The 14,884-nt window shown below is 64.2% G+C and carries 10 protein-coding genes; 1 reads left to right on the forward strand and 9 read right to left on the reverse strand.

Annotation, left to right across the window (positions count from 1 at the left end):
• Positions 1-64: 64 nt before the first annotated feature.
• The 4 genes from AAHM40_RS04430 to AAHM40_RS04445 form a co-directional block, all read right to left on the reverse strand.
• A complete protein-coding gene (locus AAHM40_RS04430) occupies positions 65-3,352 on the reverse strand; it encodes a transglutaminase family protein (protein ID WP_342243581.1) in 3,288 nt (1,095 codons plus the stop codon).
• Positions 3,353-3,617: 265 nt separating this feature from the next.
• The gene (locus AAHM40_RS04435) at positions 3,618-4,727 is read right to left on the reverse strand and encodes an SO2930 family diheme c-type cytochrome (protein ID WP_342243582.1); all 1,110 of its coding nucleotides are present in this window, start codon (positions 4,725-4,727) and stop codon (positions 3,618-3,620) included.
• The gene (locus tag AAHM40_RS04440; protein WP_342243583.1) at positions 4,724-5,959 is read right to left on the reverse strand and encodes a parallel beta-helix domain-containing protein; all 1,236 of its coding nucleotides are present in this window, start codon (positions 5,957-5,959) and stop codon (positions 4,724-4,726) included. Before AAHM40_RS04440 ends, AAHM40_RS04435 begins: the two co-directional genes overlap by 4 nt.
• A gap of 140 nt (positions 5,960-6,099) precedes the next feature.
• Complete coding sequence (locus AAHM40_RS04445) at positions 6,100-8,388, reverse strand: YgiQ family radical SAM protein (RefSeq protein WP_342243584.1); 2,289 nt, start codon at positions 8,386-8,388, stop codon at positions 6,100-6,102.
• Between the two features lie 165 nt (positions 8,389-8,553).
• Here AAHM40_RS04445 and AAHM40_RS04450 point away from each other — a divergent pair, with 165 nt between their 5' ends.
• On the forward strand, positions 8,554-10,506 hold the full coding sequence (locus AAHM40_RS04450; RefSeq protein WP_342243585.1) for a diguanylate cyclase: 1,953 nt from the start codon (positions 8,554-8,556) through the stop codon (positions 10,504-10,506).
• 71 nt (positions 10,507-10,577) lie between these two features.
• On the opposite strand, the gene alr is transcribed toward AAHM40_RS04450, so the two are convergent.
• The 5 genes from alr to rpsR all read right to left on the reverse strand — a co-directional run bounded on the left by alr (position 10,578) and on the right by rpsR (position 14,861).
• The gene (gene alr, locus AAHM40_RS04455) at positions 10,578-11,654 is read right to left on the reverse strand and encodes an alanine racemase (protein ID WP_342243586.1); all 1,077 of its coding nucleotides are present in this window, start codon (positions 11,652-11,654) and stop codon (positions 10,578-10,580) included.
• A 71-nt stretch (positions 11,655-11,725) separates the two neighbouring features.
• Positions 11,726-13,120 carry a replicative DNA helicase gene (gene dnaB / locus AAHM40_RS04460; RefSeq protein WP_028630663.1) on the reverse strand — a complete coding sequence of 465 codons (1,395 nt, stop codon included), beginning with the start codon at positions 13,118-13,120 and terminating at the stop codon, positions 11,726-11,728.
• 112 nt (positions 13,121-13,232) lie between these two features.
• Complete coding sequence (rplI, locus tag AAHM40_RS04465; RefSeq protein WP_342243587.1) at positions 13,233-13,679, reverse strand: 50S ribosomal protein L9; 447 nt, start codon at positions 13,677-13,679, stop codon at positions 13,233-13,235.
• Positions 13,680-13,700: 21 nt separating this feature from the next.
• Positions 13,701-14,594, reverse strand: a complete 894-nt coding sequence (locus AAHM40_RS04470; RefSeq protein ID WP_342243588.1) for a hypothetical protein — start codon at positions 14,592-14,594, stop codon at positions 13,701-13,703.
• Positions 14,595-14,630: 36 nt separating this feature from the next.
• Complete coding sequence (gene rpsR, locus AAHM40_RS04475) at positions 14,631-14,861, reverse strand: 30S ribosomal protein S18 (protein ID WP_003452992.1); 231 nt, start codon at positions 14,859-14,861, stop codon at positions 14,631-14,633.
• Between the last annotated feature and the right edge of the window lie 23 nt (positions 14,862-14,884).

Here is a 14,884-nt window from a genome sequence, read left to right on the forward strand (position 1 = left end):
AAAATTCCCGCCCCCGCCCCCCCCCGGCCCCCAACCCGGGCGCCCGGGGAGCCACGCGCGCCGCTTAGCGGCGACGCAGGTCCAGGGTCATGGGCAGTTCGTCGTCGGCTCGCGGTGGAGTGACCTGCAGTTTGCCCGGTGTGTGCCCATGGCGGAAGAAGCGCGCCAATCGCCGGCTTTCCGCCTCGTAGGCGTTCACCGGGAAGCTGTCGTAGCTGCGCCCACCGGGATGAGCGACGTGGTACTGGCAGCCCCCCAGGGAGCGCTGCATCCAGGTGTCCACCAGGTCGAACACCAGGGGCGCGTGAACGCCGATGGTGGGCTGCAGGCAGGAAGCCGGCTGCCAGGCGCGGTAGCGCACACCGGCGACGAACTCGCCGCCTCGCCCGGTGGGCCGCAACGGTACCGGCTCGCCATTGCAGGTGAGCACATAACGGTCCGGCGCCATGCCGGTGACCTTCACCTGCACCCGTTCCAGCGAGGAATCCACATAGCGCACGGCACCGCCACTGGCGCCCTCTTCTCCCAGCACATGCCAGGGCTCCAGGGCCTGGCGCAGCTCCAGGTCGATACCCTTGACCTGGAAATCGCCGTATTTAGGGAAGCGGAACTCGAAGTGCGGTGCGAACCATTCAGCGCGCAGGGGATAACCCGCGGCGTTGAACTCGTGGACCACGTCCTCGAGGTCCTGCTGGACGAAGTGCGGCAGCAGGAAGCGATCGTGCAGCTCAGTCCCCCAGCGCACCAGTTTCGGTGGCACATAGGGTTCGTCCCAGAAACGCGCCACCATCCCCCGCAGCAGCAGTTGCTGGGCCAGGCTCATGCGTGCATGGGGCGGCATCTCGAAGGCACGCAGCTCCAGCAGGCCGAGACGACCGCTGCTGCTGTCCGGCGAGTAAAGCTTGTCGATGCAGAACTCGGCGCGGTGTGTGTTGCCGGTGACATCCACCAGCAGGTTGCGCAACAGCCGGTCCACCAGCCAGGGCGGGCAGTCGGTGCCGGGTTCGGGCATCTGCCTGAAGGCGATTTCCAGTTCGTAGAGTGCGTCGTTGCGCGCCTCGTCCACCCGTGGTGCCTGGGAGGTGGGGCCGATGAACAGGCCGGAGAACAGGTAGGACAGCGACGGATGGTTGTGCCAGTAGCTGATCAGGCTGCGCAGCAGGTCCGGTCGGCGCAGGAAGGGCGAATCTGCCGGGGTGGCGCCTCCCAGGACGAAGTGATTGCCGCCGCCGGTACCGACGTGACGGCCGTCGACCATGAACTTCTCGCTGGACAGCCGGCACTGCCGCGCCGCCTCGTAGAGGAATTCGGTGCGCTCCACCAGTTCGTCCCAGTTGGCCGAAGGATGGATGTTCACCTCGATCACACCGGGGTCGGGGGTGACACGGAAGTTGGTCAGGCGCGGGTCGCTGGGCGGCTCGTAGCCTTCCAACAGCACCGGGCAGCCCAGATCGCCGGCCGTGGCTTCAATGGCCGCCACCAGCTCCAGATAGGCCTCCAGCTCGCCCAGGGGCGGCATGAACAGGTAGAGCCGCCCCTCGCGGGGTTCGGCACAGAGTGCGGTGCGCGTAATGCCGACTGCGGACTGGTGACGGACGGGCTCGCGGAAATCACCCTGAGCCCCCGGCGCGCCATCACGCAGTTGCTCACGGATCAGCGCCGAACGGCGCAGCGGCGGGAAGGCCTGGCTGGGGTCGGCCGGGTTCACGTAGGGGTAGTCGGCCTCGTTGACCCAGGGCTGGGAATCCAGCGGCAGGCGGTAGCCCAGGGGTGAGTCGCCGGGGATCAACCGGCAATGCTCATCGCGCAGGTACCAGCGGCCGCTTTCCCAGGCGTCCCCGACCGCGTTGCGTCCCAGCGGCAGCACCTGGCCAACCTCCTCGCCCAGGCCGCGTTCGAATACCCGGCGCAGGCGCTCGCGCTCCAGCGGGTCGGCCAGGCGGGCATCTTCCGGCGTGACGTTGCTGGGCAGCGTGCGCTCGCGCCAAAGGTAGTAGAGCCAGTCCTCGAATGCCGGAAACTGATGCTCGCCCGATACGCCGAGGCGGTTGGCTACGCGACTGAGGAAGCGCGCTGCGAGACGGGTGTCGGCACCGTAGCTACGGCTTTCGTCGGCATACAGGGCCGAGTCCTGCCAGATGGGCTCCCCGTCCTTGCGCCAGAAGCAGTTCAACGACCAACGTGGTAGCTGCTCGCCGGGGTACCACTTGCCCTGACCGAAGTGCACCAGGCCCTGGGCCGCATAGTGCCCGCGCAAGCGGTGGAACAAGTCGGCGGCCAGGCGCCGTTTGTTCGGGCCCAGGGCAGCGGTGTTCCACTCCGGGTCGTCGGGGTAGTCGATGGCGATGAAGGTGGGTTCGCCGCCCATGGTCAGGCGTACGTCGCCCGCCGCGAGGTCGGCATCGATACGTGCCCCCAGTTCGCGAATGGCCTGCCACTGTTCATCGCTGTAGGGCTTGGTCACACGCGGCGCTTCCCAGACCCGCTCGACGCGCATGTCGTGGGAGAACTCGCACTCGCTTTCATCCACCGCGCCGCTGATGGGCGCCGCCGAGGATGGCTCCGGGCTGCAGGCGAGCGGAATGTGCCCCTCTCCGGCGAACAGGCCGGAGGTCGGGTCCAGGCCGACCCAACCGGCACCCGGCAGATAGACCTCACACCAGGCGTGCAGATCGGTGAAGTCCACCTCAGTGCCACTCGGGCCATCGAGGGACTTCTGGTCGGCGGTGAGCTGGATCAGGTAACCGGAGACAAAGCGCGCCGCCAGGCCCAGATGCCGCAGGATCTGCACCAGCAGCCAGGCTGAATCGCGGCAGGAACCGGACGCATTCTTCAAGCTCTCTTCCGGGCTCTGCACACCGGGTTCCATCCGGATCAGGTAGCGAATATCCCGCGACAGCTGCTGGTTGATCGCCACCAGAAAATCCACGCTGCCCTTGGGTGTGAGGTCGATGCGCGTGAGGTAGTCGGCGAACAACGGCGTGGCCGGCAGGCGACTCAGATAGGGCGCGAGTTCGCGCTGGTCATCGGTGGTGTAGCTGAAGGGGATCTGCTCGGCATAAGGCTCGAGGAAGAAGTCGAAGGGGTTGAACACGGCCATTTCGGCAACCAGGTCCACTTCCACCGTCAACTCGCGGGTCTTTTCCGGAAACACCAGACGCGCCAGGTAGTTGCCCTGGGGGTCTTGCTGCCAGTTGATGAAGTGCTTGCCCGGCGCCACCTTCAGCGAATAGCCGAGGATGCGCGTGCGGCTGTGGGGTGCCGGCCGCAGACGGATGATCTGCGGACCGAGGTTGACCTCACGATCGTAGCGATAGTGGGTGACGTGATGCAGTGCGACATGGATCGACACGGCGTGCCTCCTGCGAGCCTGGGCGATGCTGGGAGTCGCGCAAGACTTGTGCCAGCCCTCGAACCGTGGATTTCGGCCCCTCCGAGCACCGGAAAAGGGCCGCCTTTGCACCCGAATGCACCGGCCGCACAAAAATGGTTCGCGGTCGGACGACGGGTGAGGTTCAAGCCTAGCGGCCGAAGATGAAGAAGAAGGGAATTCGCGAAAGGCTGGTTAGGCTGATTGGGTATAAGCGTCTACCGAACACGACGACTTCTGTAGCGGCTCAACACCCTCCTGACAACCCGGCGATCCACCGCGTCAACAGCTCCAGCCCTTCGCGGTGAGCGGTGGAGCGGCCAAGCTCGGGCATCATCACGCTGGGGTCGGTGCTCTCGACTCGATAAATCAGCACCGAGGCTTCTGGCTGGCCGGGGTGAATGTCCACCAGACGATTCCCGGAGCCTTTGCCCGCTGCCACCGGCTGCTTGCACAGTCCGTAGGGAATGCCCAGTGGAGTCGCAGGGTCGAGGTAGAGCCCCGAAGTGCGCGCCGGCCCCTTGGGGTTGTGGCAATGGGCGCAGTTGATGTCGAGGTAGCTGCGCGCCTGCTGCTCCAGGCTTTCCCCCGGGCGCGGCGCACTGGTCTGCGTATTGCGCGGGATGTTCTCGTGCGCCGGCAGCCCCTGCAGCAATCCATGGCGCTGCCAGCGTTGCAGCTGGTTTTCCACACCCTCCAGATACGCCAGGTCACGGTTCAGGTGACGTGCCTTGGGGCCTAGGGGCTGAATGCCTTCGCCGTGGCGCTCTTCGTGGCAGCCGGCACACTGGTTGGCGTCGGGCACCTGGTAATCCACCGCCAGCGTGCCCCCATGCTCGCCGTGCAGTTCCAGCGCTGCGCTGGCGCCCGCCCACTCCAGGGTCGCGTCCTGCTGTGCGTCGTCCCACACATAGGGCAACGCCACCCAGCCCTGCTGCTGACGCAGCAGCACGCGGGTTTCCATCAGTTTCACCTTCGCCAGCGCCAGCCCCTGGGCCGGGTCGCGCTCATCGCGTGCGGTTTTCAGCAGGCGCCCCCGGCCATCCTTCGGGTAATAGAAGGTCTTGGTGAGCACGGTGCCGACCGGGAAATCGAAGCGCTCCGCGCCATAGCGGGCGGCCTGGCCCGGCGGCAGCCAGACGGTGCGCAGCTTGTGGGTGTAGTCGCTGAACAGCGGCGTGTTGAGGTCATAGGCCAGGGCCTCGGCAGCCGGCTGCAGATGGCCGTTGGCGCGCTGCACCATCCCCCAGCCACTGAGTTTTTCCGGGTAGGCCTCACCTTCAGGCAGGTAGAGCGGATCAGGTTGCTGGTCGCAGCCGGCCAGCAGCACCAGCATCAGGCCGAGCGCGCGCCTCATGAGCCCTTGTTCTCCAGCGCGCTGGCCAGCACCACTTCGGGCAGCGGCGGCAATTTGCAGCGGTGGGCGCCCATGTCAGTGCTGATGTTCTTGAAATTATTCGGGCCGTCGACGTTGACTAGGGTGGCCGCACCGTTGTCGACGCAGATGCCCAGTTCCGCGGGCAGCTTGCCGCTCACCAGTTTCGCGGGGTTCACGTAGCCGTCCCAGAGAATGTCCGGCAAGCGACCATTGAGGCCGAACTTGGCGAGTTTGAGGGCTTTCAGTTCGAGGTGGTCGGGGCTGTCGCCAGCGGGGCCGAAGCGATTGCCATGGATGGCGATACGCTCTGGGTAGGGGTCGAAGTCCTCGCGGGTGGAGAGGTCACTGTAGCCGGTGCTGAAGTAGCTGCTGACGATGACATTGGCGGTGCGGTGGTGGCCGATGTCGTTGTCGAAGATTTCCACATCGTCGTTGGAGTTGATCACCACGCCGGAACCGGCCGGCACGCTGGCCACCGGAGTGCCCTTGTGGCCGAAGTTTTCGTGGTTGTTGCCCTCGACCCGGTTGCGATAGATGCGGGTGCCGTGCCCGGGCTGCTGCAGGTTGGGCATGTTGAACACCAGGATACCGCCGGTGTTGCCGGTGGCGACGTTGTCGTAGACGTCGGCGCCGATGGTGTTCTCGATCTCGATGCCGGCGACGTTGCGCTCGGCGCGGCTGTTGCGCACCACCACGTTACGCGACTGGCCGACGTAGATGCCGGCATCGGACGCGCCGATGGCCACTGCGCCTTCGATCAGGGTGTTCTCGGTCTGCACCGGGTAGATGCCGTAGGCGCCGTTTTCGGTGGCCGGGCCGTTGGTCCATTCGGTGCGCACGTTGCGGATGACGATATTCTTGCCACCCACCACCTTGAGGGCGTCGCCCTTGCTGTCTTCCAGGGCGAGGTCTTCGATGGTGAAGTCCGAGGCGTCCACCAGCAGCCCTTCGGCGCCGGCCTTCTGGCCCTTGAAATTGAGGATGGTCTTGTCCATGCCGGCACCCTTGAGGGTCACGCCGCTGACTTTGAGGCTGAGGCCGCGATCCAGTTGCCAAGTGCCAGCGGGAATCTCGATGACGGTGCCGGGCTTGGCCTTGATCAGGCGGGCCTGGAGGTCTTTCTGGAAATCGGCATGGGCGACAGGGGCTTCGCCCTGATCACTGCAACCGGCAATCAGGAGCGCAAGGGCCAGGAGGGAAATCGAACGCATGGGCAGGCACCGGACTCTTCTTATGAATATTGGCACTATAGTGCCAATTACTCTCCTGGTAAGAAGTTTCCGATGAACTGGTAAGAAAAGTCAGTGCTACGCGCACATACAGAACGCCAGCCCGAAGGCTGGCGTTTTGATCAGCGAGGCGCTACTGGCCGCTTGGCCGGCTTTTTCTTGCCACCGCCCTTCTCGGACGCAGCGGCCTTGTTCTCCGCCTGCTTGCGGGCGAAGGCCGCGGCCTTGGCCTGCTCGCGCTTGTCCCAGGGCTTGCTGCCATCGCTGGCGCGGGGCGGCAGGCCGGTGTGCTGGGTAAGCACCTTGCCGACCTTCTTGCTACCGGCTGGGGTGGAGTTCTTGCGACGGGCGCTGTGGTACTCGTCGGTGGCTGGCTGGTAGGCCGGAATCAGTTGGTGTTTGCCGTTGCCGATCAGGTCACCACGGCCCATACGCTCCAGCGCTTCGCGCAGCATCGGCCAGCCCTTCGGGTCGTGGTAGCGCAGGAAGGCCTTGTGCAGGCGGCGCTGCTCCTCGCTCTTGACGATTTTCACGCCTTCGCTCTTGTAGGTGACCTTGCGCAGGGGGTTCTTGCCCGAGTGATACATGGCGGTGGCACTGGCCATGGGCGACGGGTAGAAGGCCTGCACCTGGTCGGCGCGGAAGCCGTTGCGCTTGAGCCAGAGGGCGAGGTTCATCATGTCCTCGTCCGTGGTGCCGGGGTGCGCGGCGATGAAGTAGGGGATCAGGTACTGCTCCTTGCCCGCTTCCTTCGAGTATTTCTCGAACATTTGCTTGAAGCGGTCATAGGAACCAATGCCGGGCTTCATCATCTTGCCCAGCGGACCTTCCTCGGTGTGTTCCGGGGCGATCTTCAGGTAGCCGCCGACGTGGTGGGTCACCAGCTCCTTGACGTACTCGGGGGACTCCACGGCCAGGTCGTAGCGCAGGCCGGAGGCGATGAGGATCTTCTTCACGCCAGGCAGCGCGCGGGCCGAGCGATACAGCTGGATCAGCGCCGAGTGGTCGGTATTGAGGTTCTCGCAGATACCCGGCCAGACGCACGACGGCTTGCGGCAGTGCTTCTCGATCTCCGGGCTCTTGCACGCGATCCGGTACATGTTGGCGGTAGGGCCGCCCAGGTCGGAAATGACGCCGGTGAAGCCGGGCACCTTGTCACGGATTTCCTCGATCTCGCGGATGATCGACTCTTCCGAGCGGTTCTGGATGATGCGGCCTTCGTGCTCAGTGATGGAGCAGAAGGTACAGCCGCCGAAGCAGCCGCGCATGATGTTCACCGAGAAGCGGATCATCTCGTAGGCCGGGATCTTCTCCTTGCCGTACGCGGGGTGCGGGACACGCGCATAGGGCATGCCGAAGACGTAGTCCATTTCTTCGGTGCTCATCGGGATCGGCGGCGCGTTGAACCAGACGTCCACCTCACCGTGGCGCTGCACCAGGGCGCGCGCGTTGCCGGGGTTGGTCTCCAGGTGCAGCACGCGGTTGGCGTGGGCGTAGAGCACCGGATCGTTGCGCACTTTCTCGAAGGACGGCAGGCGAATGACGGTCTTGTCGCGGGTCAGATGCGGGTTGGGCAGCAGCTGCACCACCTTGGCTTCCTGCGGGTCGTCTACCGGGCCTTTTTCCTGCTCGATGGCGCAGGCAGCGGTGTCCTGGGTGTTGACGTAGGGGTTGATGATCTTGTCGATCTTGCCCGGTCGGTCGATGCGGGTGGAATCGATCTCGAACCAGTCCGCGGGGGTGTCACGACGGATGAACGCAGTGCCACGCACGTCGGTGATGTCTTCGATCTTCTGGCCGTAGGACAGGCGCTGGGCAATCTCCACCACAGCGCGCTCGGCGTTGCCGTAGAGCAGGATGTCAGCCGTGGCGTCCATCAGGATGGAGCGGCGCACTTTGTCCTGCCAGTAGTCGTAGTGGGCGATGCGGCGCAAGGAGGCCTCGATGCCGCCAAGGATCACCGGCACGTGGGTGTAGGCTTCCTTGCAGCGCTGGCTGTACACCAGGCTGGCGCGGTCCGGGCGTTTGCCGGCGAGTCCGCCAGGGGTGTAGGCGTCGTCGGACCGAATCTTCTTGTCCGCGGTGTAGCGGTTGATCATGGAGTCCATATTGCCCGCTGCCACGCCGAAGAACAGATTCGGCTCACCGAGCTTCATGAAGTCGTCCTTCGAGCGCCAGTCCGGCTGGGCGATGATGCCCACGCGAAAGCCCTGGGCTTCCAGCAGGCGACCAATGATGGCCATGCCGAAAGACGGGTGGTCGACGTAGGCGTCGCCGGTCACGATGATGATGTCGCAGGAGTCCCAGCCGAGCTGATCCATCTCTTCCCGGCTCATCGGCAGGAAGGGCGCGGGACCGAAACACTCGGCCCAGTACTTCGGATAGTCGAACAGCGGCTTCGCAGCTTGCATATTTTTTGACCAGCGGGCTTTTTCACGGGGCGCGGAATATAGCACAAAATTTGAGCAAATCCGACGCCGCCGCTAGGTTTCCTCAAGGCCTGAATGCAACTCTGTAGGAAATGGCGTACACAGTGATCACAAATTCTCCAGATCGCTATACTTCGGCCGACATAGATGCCGCCAAGCCGCAGTGGAAAAAACTTACAAGGAGCATGTGCGGTGCCACGTCCGATCCTGACCCTCCTCCTGCTCCTTTGCTGGTTGGGCCTGACATTGCCAGCCCAGGCGGCCTTCGAACTCACGCCGCAGAGCAGTGGTGCGACGCTCAATGGGGCGATTGACCTGCTGGAAGACCCGGATGGCACGCTGGACATCCAGGACATGGCCGCCCCCGAGGTGCAGCAGCGCTTCACCCCGGCAAACGGCCGCGCGACCGTCGGCCAGAGCCGCAGTGTCTGGTGGGTAAGGGTGCGACTCAGCCGCAGCAGCGACGCGCCGCAGCAATGGTGGCTGGAGAATTCCGGCATCACGGTGTATCGGGTCAGCCTGTTCCTGCCGGATGGCCAAGGTGGCTGGAGTCGCAAGGAGACCAGTGAGGTCCTGCCCTTCGCGGAAACCCGCGACTATTCCTACAGGCGCATGCTGTTCAAGCTGCCGGAAATCGACGCCCAGCCCCTGACCCTGTACTTGCGCAGCTACGACCCGGCGGGCAACTCCTTCCCGCTGAAAGTGTGGCAGCTGGATGATCTGAAGGAGCTGAAGTCCACCGAAAACCTGGGTTTCGGCCTGGTTTACGGAGTGATCCTGGCGCTCCTCCTGTACAACCTGTTCATCCTCGCGGCGCTGCGCGACACCGCCTACCTCTGGTACGTGCTGGCCACCGCGTCGGCGCTGATTTTCATCCTCAGCATGACCGGACACGGCTTCCAGTATTTTTGGCCGGATGCGCCGGTACCCGTCTGGCTGGACCGCATCACCCTCCCCTCGCTCTGGGGCATCTTCGTGATGCGTTTCACCCAGGAACTGCTCTACACGCGCCGAGGGCTGCCTTGGGCCGATCGCCTGTTCAATGTGGCCTGCGTGCTCTATGCCATCGCCATCGTGATCAACGTCTTCGGCTACCGGGCCGAGGGCGCGATACTGATCGCCATCACACCCATTGTCACCGTACCCACCGCCTTGGTCAGCGCAGTGATCCGTTGGCGCCAGGGCTTCATTCCGGCGCGCTTCTACCTGATCGGCTATGGCACCGTGCTGATGAGTACCGCTGTACTGGTGATGCGTGCAGCCGGCCTGATCCAGCCGATCAACTTCACCGCCTATATGTTCCCCGTTGCCGTCGCCGCGGAGTCGATCCTGTTCTCCTTCGCCCTGGCCTACCGTATCCAGATGCTCAAGCAGGAACGCGCGGCCGCCCTGGAGCAGGCCGACCGAGAGAAGGCCGCCCGCCTGGCGCAGATGCAGGCCAGTGCCGACGAACTACAGACTGCTGTCACCACGCGCACAGCCGAGTTAGCCGCGGCCAACCAGCGCCTCAGCGAGCGCGAGCGGGCGCTGGAACACGCCGCCTTCCACGACTCCTTGACCGAGCTGCCGAACCGCCGCTATCTGATCGAGCGCACTGAGTCGGCCCTGGCCAACGCCAAGCGTCACGACGAGCCGCTGGCGCTGATGCTCATCGACCTCGACCATTTCAAGCCGATCAACGACCGCTTCGGCCACGACGCGGGCGATGAAATGCTTCGAACCATCGGTCGACGCCTGCGCGAACAGGTGCGCGGGGGCGATGCCGTAGCGCGCTTGGGCGGTGACGAGTTCGCCGTGCTGATCGGCGGGCCGGACGCCCAAGCTGAGGCCGTCGATGTGGCCCATCGTCTGCTGGAGGAACTGGCGGCCCCCATGTGCTACGGCGCAGAGAAGCTGTCAGTGAGTATCAGCATCGGCGTCGCCCTCTACCCGCAGCATGCCCGGCATTTCTCCGGGCTCTACCAGACCGCCGACCAAGCCCTCTACAAGGTCAAGGCCCGCGGCCGCTCGGGCTTGGCGGTATTTGGCGAAGATGGCGAGCTGTCCAGCGAGGCCAGTCTGCAACTGGATGTGCTGAAGATTCGCAGCGGGTTGCTGTAGAGACCGCGTCGCCGCACATTCGCTCCCACCGCTCGAACCACCCGAGCGGCAAGGCGTTCACGCAGGCCGAATCAGGCCAGATAGCGGCGTGGCACGCGCGCAGTGACCCTGGTCAGTAGCTCATAGCCGATGGTGCCGCAGGCCTGGGCCAGTTCATCCACGGGCAACTGAGCACCCCAAAGCTCCACCGGATCACCGACACGGGCCTCCTGCATGTCGCTGAGATCCACCGCCAGCATGTCCATGGATACACGTCCTGCCAGAGGCACACGACGACCATTGACCACGACCGGAGTGCCATTGGGCGCATGACGCGGATAGCCATCGGCATAGCCGCAGCTGACGGTGCCAATGCGCGACGGCCGAGCCGCTTCCCAGGTAGCGCCATAACCCACCGTTTCCCCCGCCGCGATTTCGCGTACGGCGATCAGCTGGGCGCTGAGGCTCATGGCCGGTTTCAGGCCAAGGTCTGCAGCGCTGAGATCGGCAAACGGCGAGGCGCCGTAAAGCATGATGCCGGGACGCAGCCAGTCCATATGCGCGGCGGGGAGGGTCAGGATTGCCGCCGAGTTGGCCAGACTGCGCTGGTCGAAATCCAGGCTCAGCAGGTCGAGGAAGCTGTCCAGCTGCACCTCGTTAAGGCTGTGACCACGCAGGTCAGCGCAGGCGAAGTGGCTGATCAGGTTGAGTTCGGTCACCTGGGTAGCGCCCCGCAGGCGGCCATGCCAGCGGCGCAGCTCGTCTGCGGCGAAGCCGAGGCGGTGCATGCCGGAATCGAGCTTGAGCCAAACGTTCAGCGGCCTCGGCAGCTCGGACGCGAGTAGCGCTTCAGCCTGCTCCGACCCTTGCACGACCAGGTCCAGGCCGAGCTGGGAGGCCAGTTGGTACTCGGACGGTTCGAAGCAGCCTTCCAGCAGGAGGATTCGCGCTTCGTCGTCCAGGGCGCGGACTTCGGCAGCCTCTTCCAGGCACGCCACGGCAAATCCATCGGCCTCACCGTGCAGACTGCTGACGACCTCACGCACACCATGGCCGTAGGCATTCGCCTTGACCACCGCGAAGGCCTGCCGGCCAGGTGCGCAGCGCTTAGCCAGGGTGTAGTTGTGGCGAATGGCGGAGAGGTCGACGGCAGCAATCAGCGGGCGCATTGAGACAGGCTCATGAACGAAAACGGGCGCCCATCATACCGCCTGGACGCCCGCGCTCATTGATCCACGACTTATTCGTCTTCGAAGTTGTAGGCACCAGGTGCCAGGTTCTCGAAGCGCGAGTACTTGCCCAGGAATGCCAGCCGCGCGGTACCCAAGGGACCGTTACGCTGCTTGCCGATGATGATCTCGGCGACGCCCTTGAATTCAGTCTCGGGGTGGTAAACCTCGTCGCGGTACACGAACAGGATGATGTCGGCGTCCTGCTCGATTGCCCCGGATTCACGCAGGTCGGAGTTGATCGGGCGTTTATTCGGGCGCTGTTCGAGTCCCCGGTTCAACTGAGACAAGGCGATCACCGGGCAGTTGAACTCCTTGGCCAGGGCCTTGAGCGAGCGCGAAATCTCGGAGATCTCGTTCACCCGGCTATCGCCACTGGAACCGGGAATCTGCATGAGCTGCAGGTAGTCGACCATGATCAGGCCAATCTCGCCGTGCTCGCGCGCCAGGCGGCGGGTACGGGCACGCATCTCGGAGGGCGAGATGCCGGCGGTGTCGTCGATGAACAACTTGCGGTCATTGAGCAGGTTGACTGCGGAAGTCAGGCGCGGCCAATCGTCGTCATCCAGGCGGCCAGCGCGAACCTTGGTCTGGTCGATGCGGCCAAGGGACGCGAGCATACGAATCACGATGGATTCGGAGGGCATCTCCAGGGAGTACACCAGGATCGCCTTGTCGCTGCGCATCAGGGCGTTTTCCACCAGATTCATGGCGAAGGTCGTCTTACCCATGGAGGGCCGGCCGGCGACGATGATCATGTCGGCCGGCTGCAGGCCGCTGGTCAGGTTGTCCAGGTCGTTGAAGCCGGTGGACAGGCCCGTGATGGCATCGCCGTTGTTGAACAGCTCGTCGATGCGGTCGATGGCCTTGACCAGGATGTCGTTGATGCCCACCGGGCCGCCGGTCTTCGGGCGCGCTTCAGCGATCTGGAAGATCAGTCGCTCGGCTTCGTCGAGGATCTCTTCGCCGGTGCGCCCCTGAGGGGCATAGGCGCTATCGGCGATCTCGGTGCTGATGCCGATCAACTGGCGCAGTGTGGCGCGCTCGCGAATGATCTGGGCATAGGCCTTGATGTTGGCTACGGACGGCGTGTTCTTGGCCAGTTCGCCGAGGTAGGCCAGGCCGCCGACCTGGGGCAGTTGACCTTCCTTGTCCAACTGCTCGGACAAGGTCACCACGTCGAACGGCATGTTGCGCTCGGCCAGCTTGAAGATGGCGCGAAAGATCAGCCGATGATCGTGGCGGTAGAAGTCGCCGTCGGACACCTGGTCGAGCACGCGCTCCCAGGCATTGTTGTCCAGCATGAGGCCCCCGAGGACGGCCTGCTCGGCCTCGATGGAGTGCGGCGGCACTTTCAGGGCGGAAGTTTGCAGGTCGAACTGTTCCGGGACGGAGATATCGTTCATGGGCTCGGAAAATCTTGGGGTAGAAAGACATCGGGCACGTCATCGCTTTCGCAATGACGTGCCCGATGTTAGCGGCCCTGCACCTGAGTGCAAGTCCACTTCGACGGCTTGCTTAGCCAGCGATCACGATCAGCTTGACCGCAGCTTCGACGTCGGTGTGCAGGTGCAGAGCAACGTCGTACTCGCCAACTTGGCGAATGGTGCCGTTCGGCAGGCGGACTTCGGCCTTGGCAACCGGAACGCCAGCGGCGGTCAGGGCGTCAGCGATGTCGTGAGTGCCGATGGAACCGAACAGCTTGCCTTCGTCGCCAGCGCTGGCAGTGATGGTCACTTCCAGTTCGGACAGCTGGGCAGCGCGAGCTTCGGCGGTGGCCTTCTTGTCAGCAGCCTGCTTTTCCAGCTCAGCGCGGCGAGCTTCGAACGCAGCAACGTTCTCGGCGGTAGCAGCGGTGGCCTTGCCTTGCGGCAGCAGGTAGTTACGGCCGTAGCCGGACTTTACGTTCACCTTGTCGCCCAGGTTGCCCAGGTTGGCGATTTTTTCGAGCAGGATGACTTCCATTTGAGTCTTACCTCTTAACTTTTAACCTTCACCGTTCGCGGGGCCGGCGCCATTCTTGCGCGCCTTGCGACCACGAAAATCAATCAGACTGTCGACGATGGCCAAAACCACCAGTATTGGATAGATCAGTTGCATGAACAGCAGCAGCGACACGTAAAGCCCCACCAGCCAGAAACCGGCCAGTCCACCCTGCTTCGCCAGGCCGTGCACCAGGGCAAGGCCGGCAAAAGCCAGCGGCACGCTGCAGATCGGCGTCAGCATCGCCAGCTCCAGGCCCAGGTTCGGACCCAGCAACATGGCGGCCAGCAAGCCGAAGGCCAGTGCCGCCGGCAGTTTCACGGCGCGGAACTCGCCGCCGAAACCACCGGGGTTGTACAGGGCTGCCTGCCAGTAGCGACCGAGCATCAGGCTCAGCACGCTGACCAGTTGCAGCAGCGCCGCGATCAGGCCGGTCAGGACCGGCGCGACCATGGCTCCCAGGCGCACTCGCTCGTCTTCCGCCAACTGCGAATAGACGTTGCCCATCACCTGCGGCATGAGCTTCTGCAGCTCACCCGCCATGGCGGTAATAGGCTCGCGGAACACCGCGCCCAGCACCAGGCCGTACAGCAGACCCAGCGCCACGCTGATCATCAGCACCCGCGTCCAGGACACGCTGGAACGCAGTACCAGGGCCAACCCCAACGCGCCGAGCAACACCATCAGGGTGCGCGGTTCGCCGAAGTACCACCAGCCGAGGGCAGGCAGTAGAGCCCAGGCAATAATGCCGAGAGCATCGCTCATACCACGCCGCAGCAACACCAGGCTGCCGGCGGCTGCGCTCAGCCAAAACATCATGGGCAGGGCCGCAGCACCCGCCACCACCAGGGTGGCCTGCATGCGACCGCGCATGATGAACTCAGCCAGAGCGCGCATTGCGATCTATTCCTTACCTAGGTCGACCGACCGAGATCAACGGCCGTGGCTGTCGGTGTAGGGCAGCAGGGCCAGGTAGCGGGCGCGCTTGATAGCGGTAGCCAGCTGACGCTGATACTTGGCTTTGGTGCCGGTGATACGGCTAGGAACGATCTTGCCGGTTTCGGAGATGTAGGCCTTCAGGGTGTTGAGATCCTTGAAGTCGATCTCTTTCACGCCTTCAGCGGTGAAACGGCAGAACTTACGACGACGGAAGAAACGTGCCATGAACTTGGCTCCTCAATAGATCC

Origin of the sequence: Pseudomonas sp. OTU5201, assembly GCF_038440135.1 — a bacterium.
GTDB lineage: Bacteria > Pseudomonadota > Gammaproteobacteria > Pseudomonadales > Pseudomonadaceae > Metapseudomonas > Metapseudomonas resinovorans.